Source organism: Pseudomonas sp. BR20 (assembly GCF_050780135.1).
In the GTDB taxonomy this organism is placed as follows: Bacteria; Pseudomonadota; Gammaproteobacteria; order Pseudomonadales; family Pseudomonadaceae; genus Aquipseudomonas.
The window spans coordinates 1,668,441-1,684,008 of record NZ_CP172012.1 but is presented as its reverse complement, the minus strand read 5'-3'; the positions used below and the strand labels follow the sequence as shown (position 1 = coordinate 1,684,008).

Here is a 15,568-nt window from a genome sequence, read left to right as displayed (position 1 = left end):
CTTCAGTCTTCCATCTCTGCCAGCAAACGCTGCATCTCATCCAGTGCCTGGTCGGTCGAAGGCCGCTGCGGGTTTTCGATCTGTGCGGCCAGGCCGGCAATGGTCGGGTTGTGGAACAGGCTGCGCAGCTCGACCTTGACGCCGAAGCGGCTCTCCACCCGGGTCATCAGGCGCATCGCCAGCAGCGAATGGCCACCGAGCTCGAAGAAGCTGGTGAGCACGCCGACCTGCGGCAGATCGAGTAGCTCCTGCCACAGCTCGGCCAGTTCGCACTCCAGCGCCGTACGCGGCGCCACGCCTTGCTCGGCCTGCGCTTGCGGCGCCGGCAGGGCCTTGCGGTCGATCTTGCCGTTGGCATTAAGGGCGAAACGCTGCACCTGGATGAAGCCGGCCGGCACCATGTAGGCCGGCAGCCGGCTTTCCAGATGACGGCGCAGCGCCACCTCGTCGACCGGGCTCGCGGCCTGCAGCCAGGCGAACAGGCTGTAGCTGCGCGCATCGAGCATGACCACCGCCTCTTCCACGCCGGGGTAACGGCGCAGCAGCGATTCGATCTCCCCCGGCTCGATGCGGAAACCACGCACCTTGACCTGGAAATCGGCGCGGCCGACGTAGGCCAGGCGCCCATCGCTGCGTCGGCGCACCAGGTCGCCGGTGCGGTACATGCGGCTGCCATGCTCGCTGGCGAACGGATCGGGCAGGTACGCCGCTGCGGTGATCGCCGGCGCCCGCTGGTAACCACGGGTCACCCCGCTGCCGGCGATATACAGCTCGCCGGTGCTGCCCAGCGGCACTGGCCGCAGGCATTCGTCGAGCACGTAGCAACGGGTGTTGAGCAGCGGCATGCCGATATCGGCCACGCCGGCCGGCACTTCGCGCAGCGCCTGGGTGGTCGACCAGACGGTGGTTTCCGTCGGGCCATAGGCGTTGATCAGCCTCACTCCCTTGGCCTGCAGCACACTCACCAGTTCGGCCGGCACCGCTTCGCCTCCGATCAGGCCGCGCAGGGCCGGCCAGTCGTCACGCCCGGTTTCCAGCAGGATCTGCCAGCCGGCTGGGGTGGCCTGGAACACCGTGGCACGGCGCAGCAGATCGAACAGGCGGTGGCCATCGACCACCTGCTCGCGACGCGCCAGGAGGATGGCCGCGCCCTTGAGCAGCGGCAGGAACAGCTCCGGCTTGCACATATCGAAGGCGTAGGTGGTGCTGGCCAGCCAGACGTCCTCGGCCGTCAACGGCAACTGGCGGTCGAGGCCGGCAAGCAGGTTGCTCAGGTTGCCGCGGGTGACCTGTACGCCCTTCGGCGTGCCGGTGGAGCCCGAGGTGTAGATCACGTAGGCCCGCTGCAGCGGTGCCACCGGTAATGCAAGGTCGTGCGCCGGCTGTTCGTCCAGCGGCAGGTGGTCGACGGCCAGGCTGTCGACACTGCCGAGCACGTCGGCGCAGGCCTGCTCGCTGAGCACCAGCTGCGGCCGCGCATGCTCGATGATGAAGCGCAGCCGTTCGCCCGGTTGCTGCGGATCCAGCGGCAAATAGGCCGCGCCTGCCTTGTGGATCGCCAGGATGCTGGGCAGCAGCCAGGGCCCACGGGTCAGGCACAGCGCGACCAGATCGTCGCAGCCGACACCCTGGGCACGCAGCCAGTGGGCCAGGCGGTTGCTCAGGGCATTGAGCTGGGCATAGCTGTAGCGTTGCTCCTGGCAATCCACGGCCAGCGCATCCGGGGTGCGCAGGGCCTGGCGCTCGAAGCGCGCGATCAGATCCTGTGTCTCGCTCAGCGCATGCGCTGGCAGGTTCCACGTGCGACGTGTCAGGGCATGATCGGCATTCGCCAGGTCGATATCCCACAGCCGCGCCTCGGGCCGCGCCAGCATGCCGTCGAGCAGGTGACAGTACTCGTCGGCGTAGCGTTGCATGGTGCTGGCGACGAACAGCTCGGTGTTGTACTCCAGCACGCAGTGCCAGGCGCTGCCGTGCTGCTCGATATGCAGGCCGATGTCCACCAGGGCGCTGTCGCTCTCGACATTCAGGCGCTGCGCCGGCAGGCCGGCAAAACCCTGGCCGACCGCCGCCACGTCATCGCGCTGGATCAGGTTGAACAGCGCCTGGAACAGCGGCGTATGGCTGAGATCGCGGCGTACCTGCAAAGCCTCCACCAGCCGCTCGAAAGGCACGTCGCCGTGCTGCTGCGCGGTCAGGTGGGTGGCTTGCAACGCCTGCCAGAACGACGCCACAGATTGCAGTGGGTCGATCTGGCTGCGCAGCACCTGGGTGCTGGCGAAATAGCCGATGAGGTTGTCGGTGTGCGCCTGCTGACGCTGCGCCACCGGCAGGCCGATCCACAGCTCGCGCTGCCCCGAATGCCTGGCCAGCAGCACTTTCCATGCTGCCAGCAGGGGCGCGAAGGCGGTCAGACCATGGCGCTGCGCGGTGCTACGCAGGCGTTCGACCAACTCGACGGGCAGCTCGAAACGCAGGCGCCGCCCGTGGTAGCCCTGCTCGGCAGGACGTGGCAGGTCGGTGGGCAGGTCCAGCACCGGCGGTTCGCCGGCCAGGGCCTGCCGCCAGTAGTCCAGCTGCGCTTCGATACGTGCCTGCCCGGCAGGGGTCTGCCAACTGGCGGCGACATCGCTGAACTGCAGCGGCAGCGGCGCCAACGCCGCCTGGGTGGCGCTCAGCTCGGCCTGGTAAAGACGTTGCAGCTCATCGAAGAAGATCTCCAGCGAGCGGGCGTCAGCGATGATGTGGTGCAAGGTGGCCTGCAGCACGCTCTGCCCTTCGCCCTGATACAGCCGCACCCGCCACAGCGGCGTCGCGCTCAGGTCGAAGGCGCGCTGCGCTTCCTCGCTCAAGGTGCGGGCGAAGGCCGGCGAATGCACATCCTGCTGCAAGGGCTCGACGCTGAGCAGCGTGCCGTGCAACTGCACGACCTGCTGCCGCGCGCCTGCTTGCGTCTCGCTGAACACGCTACGCAGGCTGTGCTGGCGCTCCACCAGTTGTGCCAGCGCGCGTTCCAGTACATCGGCTTGCAGAGTACCGTGCAGGTGCATGGCCAGTGACAGGTGGTAGGCCTGGGTGTCGCCCTGCAAGCGGTCGAGGAACCACAGCCGCTGCTGGGTGAAGTGCAGCGGCGCCGGCGCCTCGCCGAATGGCCGCAGGATGCTCTCGCCTGCGCCCTCGGCAGTGGCCAGGCTGGCCGCCAGTTCACCCAGGGTCGGGCACTCGAACACGCTGCGCAGCGGCAGTTGCCGCTCGTAGCGCTCGGCGATGCGCGCCACCAGCCGTGCCGCCAGCAGCGAATGGCCGCCGAGGGCGAAGAAATTGTCGCCTGCGCCAACCGCGTTGCAACCGAGCAGCTCGCCCCACAGTTCGGCCAGTTGCGCCTCCCAGGGTTTGCTCAACTCGCCGTCGCGCTGACCTTCATGTTGGATTGGAGCCGGCAGCGCCTTGCGCTCGACCTTGCCACTGGGGCTCAGCGGCAAGCTGTCGAGACGCACGAACTGGCTCGGCAGCATATAATCCGGCAGGTGCTGCGCCAGTTGCACGCGTAGCGCGGCGTCGCCCAGGTCAGCACCCGCCGCCTGCGTGACCGAGTAGTAAGCCACCAGGCGCGCGCTGTCGCCGCTGCCGAGCAGCACCACGGCCGCTTCCCGCACCCCGGTGAGCCGCGCCAGCAGGGCCTCGATCTCGCCCAGCTCGATACGGAAGCCACGCAGCTTGACCTGGAAATCCAGGCGCCCCTGATAGTCCAGGCTGCCTTGGGCGTTGCGCCGCACGCGGTCGCCGGTGCGGTACATGCGCCCCCCCGGCACGAAAGGATCGGGCAGGAAGCTCGCCGCGCTCAGGGCAGGTGCGGCGAAATAGCCACGCCCCAGGTTGGCACCCGCCAGGTACAGCTCGCCGGAAACGCCCGGCGCCACGGGTTGCAAGTCGGCGTCCAGCACATAGGCGGCGGTATTGACCACCGGCCGGCCGATCGGCACCTCCACCCCGCCGCTCTCGCCCTGACGCGGCTCGAAAGTGCTGTAGACGGTGGCCTCGGTCGGCCCATAACCGTTGATCACCTGGGCACCACGCTGCTCCATGGCCTCGGCCAGCGCGCACGGCAGGGCCTCGCCACCGGAAATGGCGCGCACGCCCTGCCAACGGCCCCCGGTGTGCGCCACCAACATGCGCCAGGTGGCAGGGGTGGCCTGCATCACCGTCGGCTGGCCGGCCTCGATCAGGCGGTCGAGGACTTGCGGGTCGCGTGCCTGCTCACGGTCGGCGAGCAGGATGCTGGCCCCGCGACTCAGCGGCAGCAGCAGCTCGACGATAGCGATATCGAAGGTCGCTGTGGTCAGCGCCAGCACCCTGTCCTGCGCCGTCAATGGCAGCACCTGCTGCACGCCGAGCATGAGGTTCATCAGGTTGCCACGGGCGATGGCCACGCCCTTGGGCTGGCCGGTGGAACCCGAGGTATAGAGCACGTAGGCGAGCTGGGCAGGATGCACGCTCGGTGCGCGGTAGGGCTCGGGGGTGGTCAGCGCATCGATATCCAGCAGTTCGCCGGCACTGCCCCACTCGGCCAGTTCCGCCAGGGACTCGGCATTGGTCAGGCACAACCGCGGCTGCGCATGGGCAAGGATGTAACGGCCGCGCTCGGCAGGGGTGTCCTCGGCCAGCGGCACGTAGGCGGCGCCAGCCTTGAGAATGGCCAGCATGGCCATGGGCAGCCGCGCATCGCGCGGCAGGCGCAGGGCCACACGATCCTCGGCGCCGACGCCACGGGCCTGCAAGGCAGCGGCCAGGCGTTCGGCCGCCTGGTTCAGTTCGGCATAGCTCAGTTGCCGTTCGCCGGCCTGCACGGCGATGGCTTCAGGCTGCCCGGCGACCTGCCGTGCAAAGGCCTGCAGGATGTCTTCCCGGCCCTCCACAGGCTCACCGTGCAAGCGCGCCAGCGCGTGCTGCTCGGGCTGCCAGGCGAGTTCGCCCAGTACCTGCTGCGGTTGTTCGAGCACGGCATCGAGCAGCGCCAGATACTGCTCGAGCATCGCCTGCGCGGTCTGCTCGCGGAACAGCTCGCTGCTGTACTGCAGGCTCAGGGCGATGCCGTGTTCGCTGTCGCGCACGTCCAGATGCAGGTCGCACAGGGCGCTGTCCGGGCGATTGTCGAGCGGCTCGGCGATCAGTTCGGTCAGCTCGAAACGCTCCAGGGCATGGCCCGGGAAGTAGTTGAACATGGCCTGGAACAACGGGTTGTAGCTGACCTGGCGGGCCACGCCGAGCTGTTCGATCAGGTAGTCGAAGGGCAGGTCCTGATGCGACTGCACCGCCACGGACAGCGCCTGCAACTCGCGCATCAGTTGCAGCAGGCTGGTCGTGCCGGAGAGCTTCTGGCGATAGACCAGAGTATTGACGAAGCAGCCCACCAGCGGCTGCAACGCCGCGTGATGGCGGTTGGCGGCCGGCACCCCGACGAGGATGTCGTGCTCGCCGCTGCGGCTGCGCAGCAGCAGCTGGAAGGCGCAGAGCATGGGGATGAAGTTGCTCCAGCCGTGGCTGGCGCTGAATGCCCGCAGGCGCGCCGCCAGCGCATCCGGCAGGCGTTGCTCGACGCGCCCGCCGGCCTGGCTGGCATGGGCCGGCCGGGGGAAGTCCGCGGCCAGCTCAAGCACCGGCAATTCGCCGGACAACTGCTCGCGCCAGTAGGCAAGCTCGTCCTGGCAGGCGGCGCTGTCCATCCACTGGCGTTGCCACAGGGCATAGTCGGCGTACTGCATCGGCGCCTCGGCCAACGCCGGTTTACGCCCCTGGCGCAGCTCGCGGTAATGGCTGCAAAGACCGTCGATGATCAGTTGCAGCGACCAGCCATCGGCGACGATATGGTGGCAATTGAGCGCCAGCACGTGCGCCTGCGGCCCGAGGCGATACAGGCAGGCACGCAGCAGCGGCGCACTGTCCAGGGCAAACGGAGTCATCGCGTCCTGGCGCAGCAGGTCGTGCAACTGCGCCTCACTGGCCACCTCGATCAGCGGCAAGGCCAGCTCGGCCTTGGCGAGAATGAGCTGCGACGGCTCACCGCCGTCGCTGACGAAACGGCTACGCAGGACTTCGTGCTGATCGACCAGGGCCTGCAAAGCTGCCTGCAGGTCAGCGACATACAGGTCGCCGCTCAGGCGCACCGCGCCGGCCAGGTTGTAGGCCGGGCTGTGCGGCTGCAGTTGCTGGAGGAACCACAGGCGCTGCTGGGCGAACGACAGCGGCAGGGTCTGCGGGCGCGGCAGGCGCATCGGCGTGGTTTTCTCGCCGGTCTGCTGTTGTTCCAGCCACTCGGCCATGGTGGCGATGGTCGGGCGCTCGAAGACCACGCGTAGGGGCAGTTCCTTGCCGCTAAGCTTGCCGATCTGGCCGATCAGTTGCGTGGCCAGCAGCGAATGCCCGCCCAGCTCGAAGAAGTGATCATGAATGCCGACCCGCGCGAGCCCCAGTACGCCCTGCCAGGCTTCGGCCAACTGCGCTTGCAGCTCACTGCGTGGCGCCACGTAGCGCGCCTCGCTCTGCGCGGCGAAGTCGGGCGCCGGCAGGGCCTTGCGGTCGATCTTACCGTTGGCGTTGAGCGGCATGCGCTCGAGCAGCATGAAAGCGCTGGGCAGCATGTAGGGCGGCAGGTTGGCGGCAACGAACTCGCGCAGCGCCTCGATGGAGGGCTGCGGCTCGGCCACCAGGTAGGCGACCAGCACCTTGGCGCGCTGCTGGTCGTCACGGGCCAGCAGCACCGCTTCACGCACGCCGGGGTAACGGGTCAGGCAGGCTTCGATCTCGTCCAGCTCGATACGGTGGCCGCGAATCTTCACCTGGTGGTCGGTACGACCGACGTACTCCAGCTCGCCATTGGCCAGAAAACGCGCCAGATCACCGGTGCGATACAGGCGGCTGCCGTCGTTGGCGATGGGGTCGGGCAAAAACACCGCCGCAGTGCGTGCCGGGTCGGCCATATAGCCACGTCCAACCCCCACGCCGGCGACGAAGATTTCACCCACCGCACCGCGCGGCAGCGGTTGCAATTCAGTATCGAGCAGGTACAGACGGTTGTTCAGGGTGGCGCGACCAATCGGCACACTGCTGCGCGCCTGGGCCAGGCGCTCGGTGAGCGGATGGAAGGCCACGTCGTCGGAGCATTCGGCCGGCCCGTAGGCGTTCATCAGCGGGATGCCGGGGTAGCGCTCGAACCAGCGCCGCGCCAGCGCCGGTGGCAGCGCCTCGCCAGTGGCCAATACCCAGCGCAGTGCGGTGCGCTCCAGGCCCGCCTCGAGCAGGCTCTGCATCAGCGACGGCACCGCTTCGAGAATGCTCACGCCATGGCGAGCGATGGCCTCGGCCAGGGCCTCGGGGTTCTGCATCACGCAGTCGCCGAGAATCACCGTGCGCGCCCCCAGCACCAGGCCGGCGAGGGTCTGCCAGACGGAGATGTCGAAGCACTGCGGCGCGCTCTGGGCGATCACGTCATCTTCATTCAGGCCCAGGCCCGGCAACTTGCCAAGCATGTTGTTGAGCATGCCGGCGTGGGCCACCATCGCCCCCTTGGGCGTGCCGGTGGAGCCCGAGGTGAAGATGCAGTAGGCCAACGACAGGCCATGCACGGGAATGTCCAGGTCGGCATCGCTGTAGCCGCTCAGGGCCGCTGGCTCGTAGCGGATCGCCGCCGGCGGCTGCGCCATCTGCTGCAGCGCCTGCTGTGCCAGCTCATCCTGCTCCACACCATGCAGCAGCAGCGGCGAACGGCTCTGGGTGAGCACTTGGGCCAGGCGTTGCGGCGGATTGCGCGGGTCCAGGGGCAGCCAGCCGGCGCCAGCCTTGAGTGTGGCGAGGATCATCAGCACCAGGTCGAGGCCACGCTCATCGAGCAACGCCAGCAGGTCGCCGTCCTGCACGCCATTGGCGCGCAGATGACGGGCCAGTCGGTTGGCCTCCCGGTTCAACTGATCGAAGCTCAGGCTGCGCTCGCCATGCACCACGGCGATTCGCTCGGGGGTGCGACGCACCTGCTGTTGCAGGCGCTCGACGTACAGCGGCTGCAGTTGCGCCGCGTCCGCCGCCAGGTCACCGCTGGCCCAGGCATGCTGTTGGGCGATCTCCGCCGCATCGAGCATGGCGATGCGTTGCAGCGGGATATCCGCCTCGCTGACCAGGCTGTCGCCCATGTTCAGCAGCAGCGTGCGGAAGTGGCGCAGCATCTGCTCGACTTCCTCGCGCAGGAACCAGTCGGTCTGGTAGGTCAACTGCAGGTGCAGGCGCTCGCCGGGCACGATCACCACGGTAACCGGATAGTTGGTGTGGGTGCGGTTGGCCATATCGCTGATCAGGTAGTCCAACTGGCCCTGGCGCAGGCTGGCGGAGATCGGCGCGTTCTCGAAGACGAACAGGCTCTGGAACAGATCCTGGCGCTGTACCTCGCTCCAGCTCTGGATCTGCGCCAGCGACACGCTTTCATGTTCGCGCAGGCTCAGGTTCTCGACCTGCAAGGCCTTGAGCCAGGCACCGAGGGACTGCTGCGGTTGCCAGCTCCAGCGCAGCGGCAGGCTGTTGATGAACAGCCCGACGATGCTCTCCATGCCCTGCATGTGCACCGGGCGCCCGGCCACGGTGACGCCGAACAGCAGGTCACGATTGCCGCTGTAGCGCGCCAGCACCAAGGCCCAGGCACCCTGCACCAGGGTGTTGAGGGTGATGCCCAGACCACTGGCGGCCTGCTGCAGGGCCTGTGTCTGCTCGACGCTGAGGTGCTCGACGCAATCCTCCACCGGCTCCGGCGCATCGATCACGCGGCCAGGGTGGCCGAAACCGAACTCGGTGGGGGTGTCGAAGCCGGCCAGGCGCTGCTGCCAGAAGGTCTGATGATCCTCAGGCTTCTGCTGCTCCAGCCAGCGGATGAAGTCGCGGTACGGGCGTGGCTTGGGCAGCTCCAGACGCCGCCCTTCACGCGCGGCGCGGTAACCGTCGAGAAAGTCCATCATGATGATGGAGAAGCACCAGGCATCCATGAGGATGTGGTGATAGCTGCGCACGAACTGGTAGGTGTCCGGGGCCAGCTTGAACAGGCGCACACGCATCAGCGGTGCCTGGGTGAAATCCAGCCCCTCGCGACGCTCCTCGGCCAGCAGATGTTCCAGACGCGCCTGCTGCTCAGCCTCGTCGATATCCGACCAGTCCTCATAGCTGATCGGCAGTTCGACCTGCTTGTGCACCACCTGCATCGGCCGCTTCTGCTGCTTCCAGACGAAGGAGGTGCGCAGCAGCTCGTGGCGCTCCACCACCTGTGCCCAGGCCTGGCGGAACGCCTGCAGATCGAGTTGCGGCAGCACCATCACATGGCGGTACTGCAGCAGGTACATGCCCTTGCCCGGGTGCATCAGGCTGTGAAACAGCAACCCCTGCTGCATGGGAGCCAGGGGATAGATGGCCTCGATATTGCGGGAAAGTGCTTTGACCTTATCGTTCATGCCGAGGGTCTCCTTGCCATGGGCTGGGGATGTGGGGGCGCCGGGGGTGCTCATTGCAGTTGCTCGAGCAGACCGAGGAATTCGTCGTCGGAAAGCCCCGAGTCGGCGAAGTCGGCAGCAGTGGCACGACCAACCTCGGGGGCCAGGCAGTGTTCGAACAGGGCTTCGATACCCTGCTGGAACTGCTGCGCCAGTGCGCCGATCAGGGCCTGGTCATGCACGTGCGGGGCGTAGCGCCATTCGATGTGCAACTGGCCCTGGTCGACCAGGGCGGTCACGTCGAGCAGATGGGTGCGGCGGGTGTCGGGGGCGCGCATGGCCGGGCACAGCGGCTGCGCCAGGCGCCACAGGCGCGAACCACCCAGCCACTGGTCGACCCGTCCCAGGTAGTTGAAGGTAAGCAGCGAAGCGGCACCAAGCCCGTGCTGTGGATCGAGGCGCAGCAGGCCGTAGCCGATGCCCTGCTCCGGTACGCGGCGCAATGCCTCCTTGGCGGCGATGATCGCCTCCTCCGGCTGTTCGGCGGCACGCACGGCCAACGGGTAGCGGCTGGTGTGCCAACCCACCGACCGCGACAGATCCGGGCCCTGCTCCCAGCCACTGCGACCGTGGCTCTCCATCTCCAGGGTGACCTGCTCGCGCCCCAGCCATTGGCCGATCGCGCCAGCCAGTGCCGCGACCAGCAGATCCTGCACCTGGGTGCTGTAGGCGCCATGGCAGTCGCCCAGCAACAATTCGGTTTTCTCGAGGGACAGTTTCGTTTCCAGCGTGCGGCTTTCGCCATACAGGCTGACATCACGGGCTACCTCGCCCTCCTCGGCCAACTGCGCCTGCCAGTAGTCGCGTTGGGCCAGCACCTCGGGGGCCTGGCGATGCCGCTGCAAGGCCTCGCTCCAGCGATCAAAGCGGGTGGAAACCACCGGCAACGAAGCCTGCGGGTCGTGGTACAGGCTTTCCAGCTCCTCAAGCAGCACCTGCCAGGACACCGCATCGACCAGCAAGTGGTGCGCCGTGCACAGCAGATGCTCGCTGCCGGTGAAATACACCCAGCGGATCAAAGGGGCTCGATCCAGTTGCCAGCCCTGCTGCCACTGCTGCAGCAGCACGTCGTCCAGCGGCTGTTCGACCACCTGCAGCAGCGTGTCGGCCATCGCCGCCGACAGCGGCTGATAGCGTTGCTGCCAGCCCTGCCCGCTCTGCTCGAAGATCAACCGCAGGCTGCTGTGACGCTGCAACAGGATCGCCAGTGCCTGGGCCAAACGCGCCGGTTCCAGCGGCTGGTGAACGGCCAGCAACAGGGACTGGTTCCAATACTGTGGCGTGGTCTGCCGCTGGTCGAAGAACCAGGCCTGGATCGGCGTCAGGGCGAAAGCGGCGTTCGGCTCGGCGCTATCGACCTTGGCGTGCTCGGCCACACTGGCGAGGTCCACAGCCTGCTCGGCCCAGCCGCTGACCGAAGGGAACTCGAAGATCTGCTTGGGCTTGAGCTGCAGGCCCTGCTGCTTGGCACGGGCGATAATCTGCAGGCTGAGGATCGAGTCGCCACCGACCGCGAAGAAGTTGTCGTCGGCTTGCAGATCGGGCTTTTCCAGAATCTCCCGGGCAATCACCAGCAGCCGCTCGACCCTGGCGCGCTGTGGCGTCTGCGCCACCCGCGCCAGCGCCCGCACGCTTGGCTCCGCGAACAGTTGCTTGGGGGTGAGGGTGATCTGTTGCTGGCGCGCGCGGGCAATGATCTGCAGGCCGAGAATCGAATCGCCGCCATGGGCGAAGAAGTTGTCGTCCGGGCCGATGTTCGGGTTGCCCAGCAGTTCACGCCAGATCGCCAGCAAGGCGCTTTCCAGTGCATTCAACGGCTGTTCGGTACGCGCCTCGAGATTGCGCGGCGCTTGCTCGGCCAGGTTCAACAACGCCCGACGATCGACCTTGCCATTGGCCAGCAGTGGCATCGCCTCCAGGCAATGCCACTGCGCCGGTTGCATGTAGTCCGGCAGGCGTGCCTGCAACGCGGCCTGAATGTCCGCCAGTGCGCTCGGCGCGGCGACCAGGAAGGCCACCAGGCGGTTGCCGGTCAATGGCGTCGGTGCGTTGAGCACGCGCACGTCATCGACCTGGGGCAGTGCACGCAATTGCGCCGCCACTTCCGAAGGCTCGACGCGGTAGCCGCGAATCTTCACCTGCTCGTCCAGGCGCCCGAGGAACAGCACCCGCCCCAGATGATCGAGGCGTGCCCGGTCACCCGTGCGGTAACCCAGTGCACCGAAGCGCGCCCGATCGGCCTCGCTGGCACTCAGGTAGCCACGCGCCACGGTTGCGCCCTCGATATACAACTCGCCGCTGACGCCAGCCGGCAGCACTGCGCCATCCGGCCCGCGCACGCTGACTCGCACGTTGCCCAGGGGGCGTCCGAGCGGTGCGTCACCCTCACCCTCGACGTCGTGGGTCAGCACACCCACCGTGGTTTCGCTGGGCCCGTAGTGGTTGACGATGCGCAGCTGCGGGCTTAGGGCGCGCACCCGCGCCAGCAGATCGGCGCCCGGGGCTTCGCCACCGAGTACCAGGCACTGGCGCGGCAACAGGCGCTGCGGCTCGCTGGCCACCAGCAGGGCGTTGAGGTGCGAGGGTACGATCTTCAGCATGTCCACGGGCTGCTGCCCGAGCAGCGCCGCCAGCGCCTCGGCATCGAAGGCCAGCGCTTCGTCCAGCAGGCACAAGCGCCGGCCGCTGAGCAGCGCGCCGAACAAGGCGGTGTGGCCCAGGTCCGTGGCGCAACTGGCCAGACTCGTCAGGCTGGCGTCGGCGCTCAAGCGCAGGCGTGCCAGGCAGGCGCTGGCATAGTGAACAAGGTTGCCCTGGGTCACCTCCACGCCCTTGGGCCGTCCGCTGGAGCCCGAGGTGTAGACCACGTAGGCCGGCAAGTCCGCCGGCACGCTGGTGCGCAGCGGCGCATCGCTGAACAGCGCCTCGACCGGCACGGCCAGCCACTGCACCTGCGTCGGTAACCAGTTTGGCCGTTCGCCCTCACCCACATAGACCCTGGGCATTGCATCCAGGCAGATGTCCTGCAGACGCGACTCGGGCCACTGCGGGTCGAGGGCCAGATAGGTCGCGCCGCACTGCCAGGCGGCGAGCATGTGCATCACCAGTTCGCGGCTGCGCGGCAGGCAAAGGGCAACCCTATCACCGCTCGCACTCAGCGAACCGTGCAGGCGCTCGCCACGGGCGACCACGGCCCTGGCCAGTTCGGCATAGCTCAATTGCCCCTGCTGATCCTCCAGGGCGATGGCCTGGGGCTTCTCCATGCAGTGTTTGGCAAAAGCCTTCCAGGCGCTCTCTTCCGGTACCGGCAGGCGTTCGCCAGACAATTGCGAACGCTGCTCGAGAGGCAGCCAGTCCAATTCGGCAAACGGCACGTCCGGCTGCTCCATGGCCGCCATGACCAGGGCAATGAACTGCGCCTGAAAACGCTCGACGCTCTCGCGCCGATACAGCGCCTTGCTGTAACGCCAGCGCCCGATGAACTCGGGCAGGTCATCGATGATCACCAGGTTCAATTCGTGGGCCGCGCCACGCTGCTCGCCAATCATGCGCTCGATATAGCGCTCGAACGGCACGTCACGCTCCTTGTTCAGCGTGAACATGTGCTGGAACACCGGTGCCCGGCCCCTCTGCCGCGGCAGATCCAGATGCTTGGCCAGGCGCGCGAAGGGATAGTGACGATGGCGCAAGGTCTGCCGGACAGTGGCAGCCACCTGCTTGGCCCACTCAGCGCTGGACAGGTCACGACGCAAACGGCAGCGCACCGGCAACGGGTTGACCAGATAGCCCGGCAGTTCAGCCTGCTCGCGCTTCAGGCGCCAGCCACTGGGCGTGCCGAGAACGAAATCATCCTGCCCGGACAGCACCCCGAGAAATTGCTGGAACAGTGAGAACCAATAGACGTAGGGCGTCACTCCCAGGCTTTTGGCGACCGCAAGCAGCCGCTCGCTGTTGTCCGCGCCAAAATGGAACGACAGCTCTCCGCCCTCGAAGCCCTGGGTGCTGCCATGGGCGAAGTCGGTGGGCAGCTCCAACGTCGGCGCATCGGCCAGTTGCGCCTGCCACCAGGTCAGTTCCTCGGCCTCGATCGCCTCGCTGCGCAGGTACAACGCGCTGCACCAGTTGCGATAGGCCTCGGGGTCGACATCGGCAAGCACGTCGCCATCGACCAGGGAGAACAGCTCACTGAACAGCACGTCGAAGGTGGTCAGGTCGGAGGCGATATGGTGGATGCCCAGCAGCACCGTGTGCTCGACACGATCGCCCAACTGGTTGCTCAACAGCACCAGCCGGCTGACCTCACCGGCAGCCAGATCGAAGGGTTTGTCGGCCAGCTCGATGACACGTTGCTGCACACTGGCCGCATCCGCGTCCTGCCAGATTTCGCATTGCAGTGAGGTGGGCTGCGGGCGGCTGTCCCACTGCAGCAACTCGCCATCACGCTCGACATAGGCACTGCACAGGTGCGGATAACGCTGCTGCACCGTCTGCCAGGCCCGCTCCAGACGATGCGGCAGATCCGCCCAGAGGTACTGCGGCCTGATACGCCCGGCCAGGGCGATGTTGTAGGCGCAACTGCCGGGATCCATACGCTGCAGGAACCACAGGGCCTGCTCGTTATCGTTGAGCGGGCGCGCCTGGAAGTAGTCCGGGTGGCGCGCCAACCAGGCCAGAATTTCCGCACTGCGCGCTTGCAGCTCACGCTCCAGCTCGGTACTCAGGGCCTCAGGCAAGCCAGTGGAAATCATCAGGCAGCCTTCGCTCGCGGACATGCGGATACCGCGCAGCCAGCAGTCATGCATCAGGCGATCGAACATGTGTCGTCCTTCATCGTGAGGATTCGAGGTCAGCCACCCTGGCAGTGGCTTCGAGGATTATTCAGCGTCAGACGGCCGAGGCGGGCTCGGCCATGGCCACCACCACCTTGCGTTCGCCCTGAAAGGTGGAGCGACCATGGGCGACCAGCATGTTGTCGAGCATCAGCGCATCGCCCGCCTGCCAGGGGAAGCTGATCTGGGTGCGCTGCAGGACATCGCGCACATGCTCCAGCGCCTCCAGCTCGATGGGCGAGCCATCACCGTAGAAGACGTTACGCGGCACGCCCTCCTCGCCGACGATCGACACCAGGGTTTCGCGTAGCGCTGCCGGGAGGTTGGAGATGTGGAACAGATGCGCCTGGTTGAACCAGACCCACTCCCCGGTGACTGGGTGCTGCGCGACGGCCTGGCAGACCTGGCGCGTACGCAGCTCGCCGTCGTCCTTCCACTCGAAGTCGATGTGGCTGAGCCGACAAAAGCGCTCGACCTCGCTGCGGTCCTCGGTGCTGAACGCCTGCTGCCAGGAGAGATCCAGACCATTGCCGTAGTTGCGCACGTACATCAGGCGCTTGTCGGCAAAACGCTGGCGGATGGCGGGATCGATGCGCTGATAGATCAGGCGACTGTCGGCGATGGGCGTCTCACCGCCGACCGGCGCGGCCTGGATGCAGTGAAACCAGATTTTCATCGGCCAGTTCAACGAGTAGGACTGCTCGTTGTGCAGCGGAATGACCTGGTGAGCGGGGTATTCGGTCGAGGTATAGACACGGCTGTTGAGCTTGGTGCGTGGCGTGGAGGCGTAGTCGTAGGTCAGCAGCTCGTGACCGAAACTGCGGGTGAAATCCTCGAAGTCGTTGGCGTCACGGAAGGCGAAATCGCGAAAGAGGATGCCACCGGTGGTCTGCAGGTCGCTGTCGGCGGCACGCCGGATCAGCTCTGCGTGATCACGCCAGGAGTCGCCGGGCACTGGGGCGCGCAACACGAAGGGCAGCGGTCCCTCGACACCCGCCTGAACCTCATCGAGTGAATGGTTTGCACGGTTGAGCAAATCGGTAAGCATCTGCGTTCCTTGGTGCTACTGACGAGACGCACAAAATTATCGCAAAGCCGACTCATTATCAAACAGGAATTAATATTATTTAAACTTAAAATCCCGGGCACTTACTGCTGCACACAAGCCGCGAAGCAACAGAGCTCGAGGCATTATTTAGCCATCACCCAGGCTGGCCG

3 protein-coding genes are annotated in these 15,568 nt (G+C 66.7%); all 3 read right to left on the bottom strand.

Annotated features, from left to right (window positions below; translation table 11 throughout):
• Positions 1-2 precede the first annotated feature (2 nt).
• Positions 3-9,482: an amino acid adenylation domain-containing protein gene (locus ACHPFG_RS07530; protein WP_431701978.1), complete on the bottom strand. Its 9,480-nt coding sequence runs from the start codon at positions 9,480-9,482 to the stop codon at positions 3-5.
• A 50-nt stretch (positions 9,483-9,532) separates the two neighbouring features.
• Positions 9,533-14,338, bottom strand: coding sequence for a condensation domain-containing protein (locus tag ACHPFG_RS07525; protein WP_431701977.1), 4,806 nt, complete (start codon positions 14,336-14,338; stop codon positions 9,533-9,535).
• A 67-nt stretch (positions 14,339-14,405) separates the two neighbouring features.
• Positions 14,406-15,398, bottom strand: coding sequence for a TauD/TfdA family dioxygenase (locus ACHPFG_RS07520; protein ID WP_131697226.1), 993 nt, complete (start codon positions 15,396-15,398; stop codon positions 14,406-14,408).
• Positions 15,399-15,568: the final 170 nt, after the last annotated feature.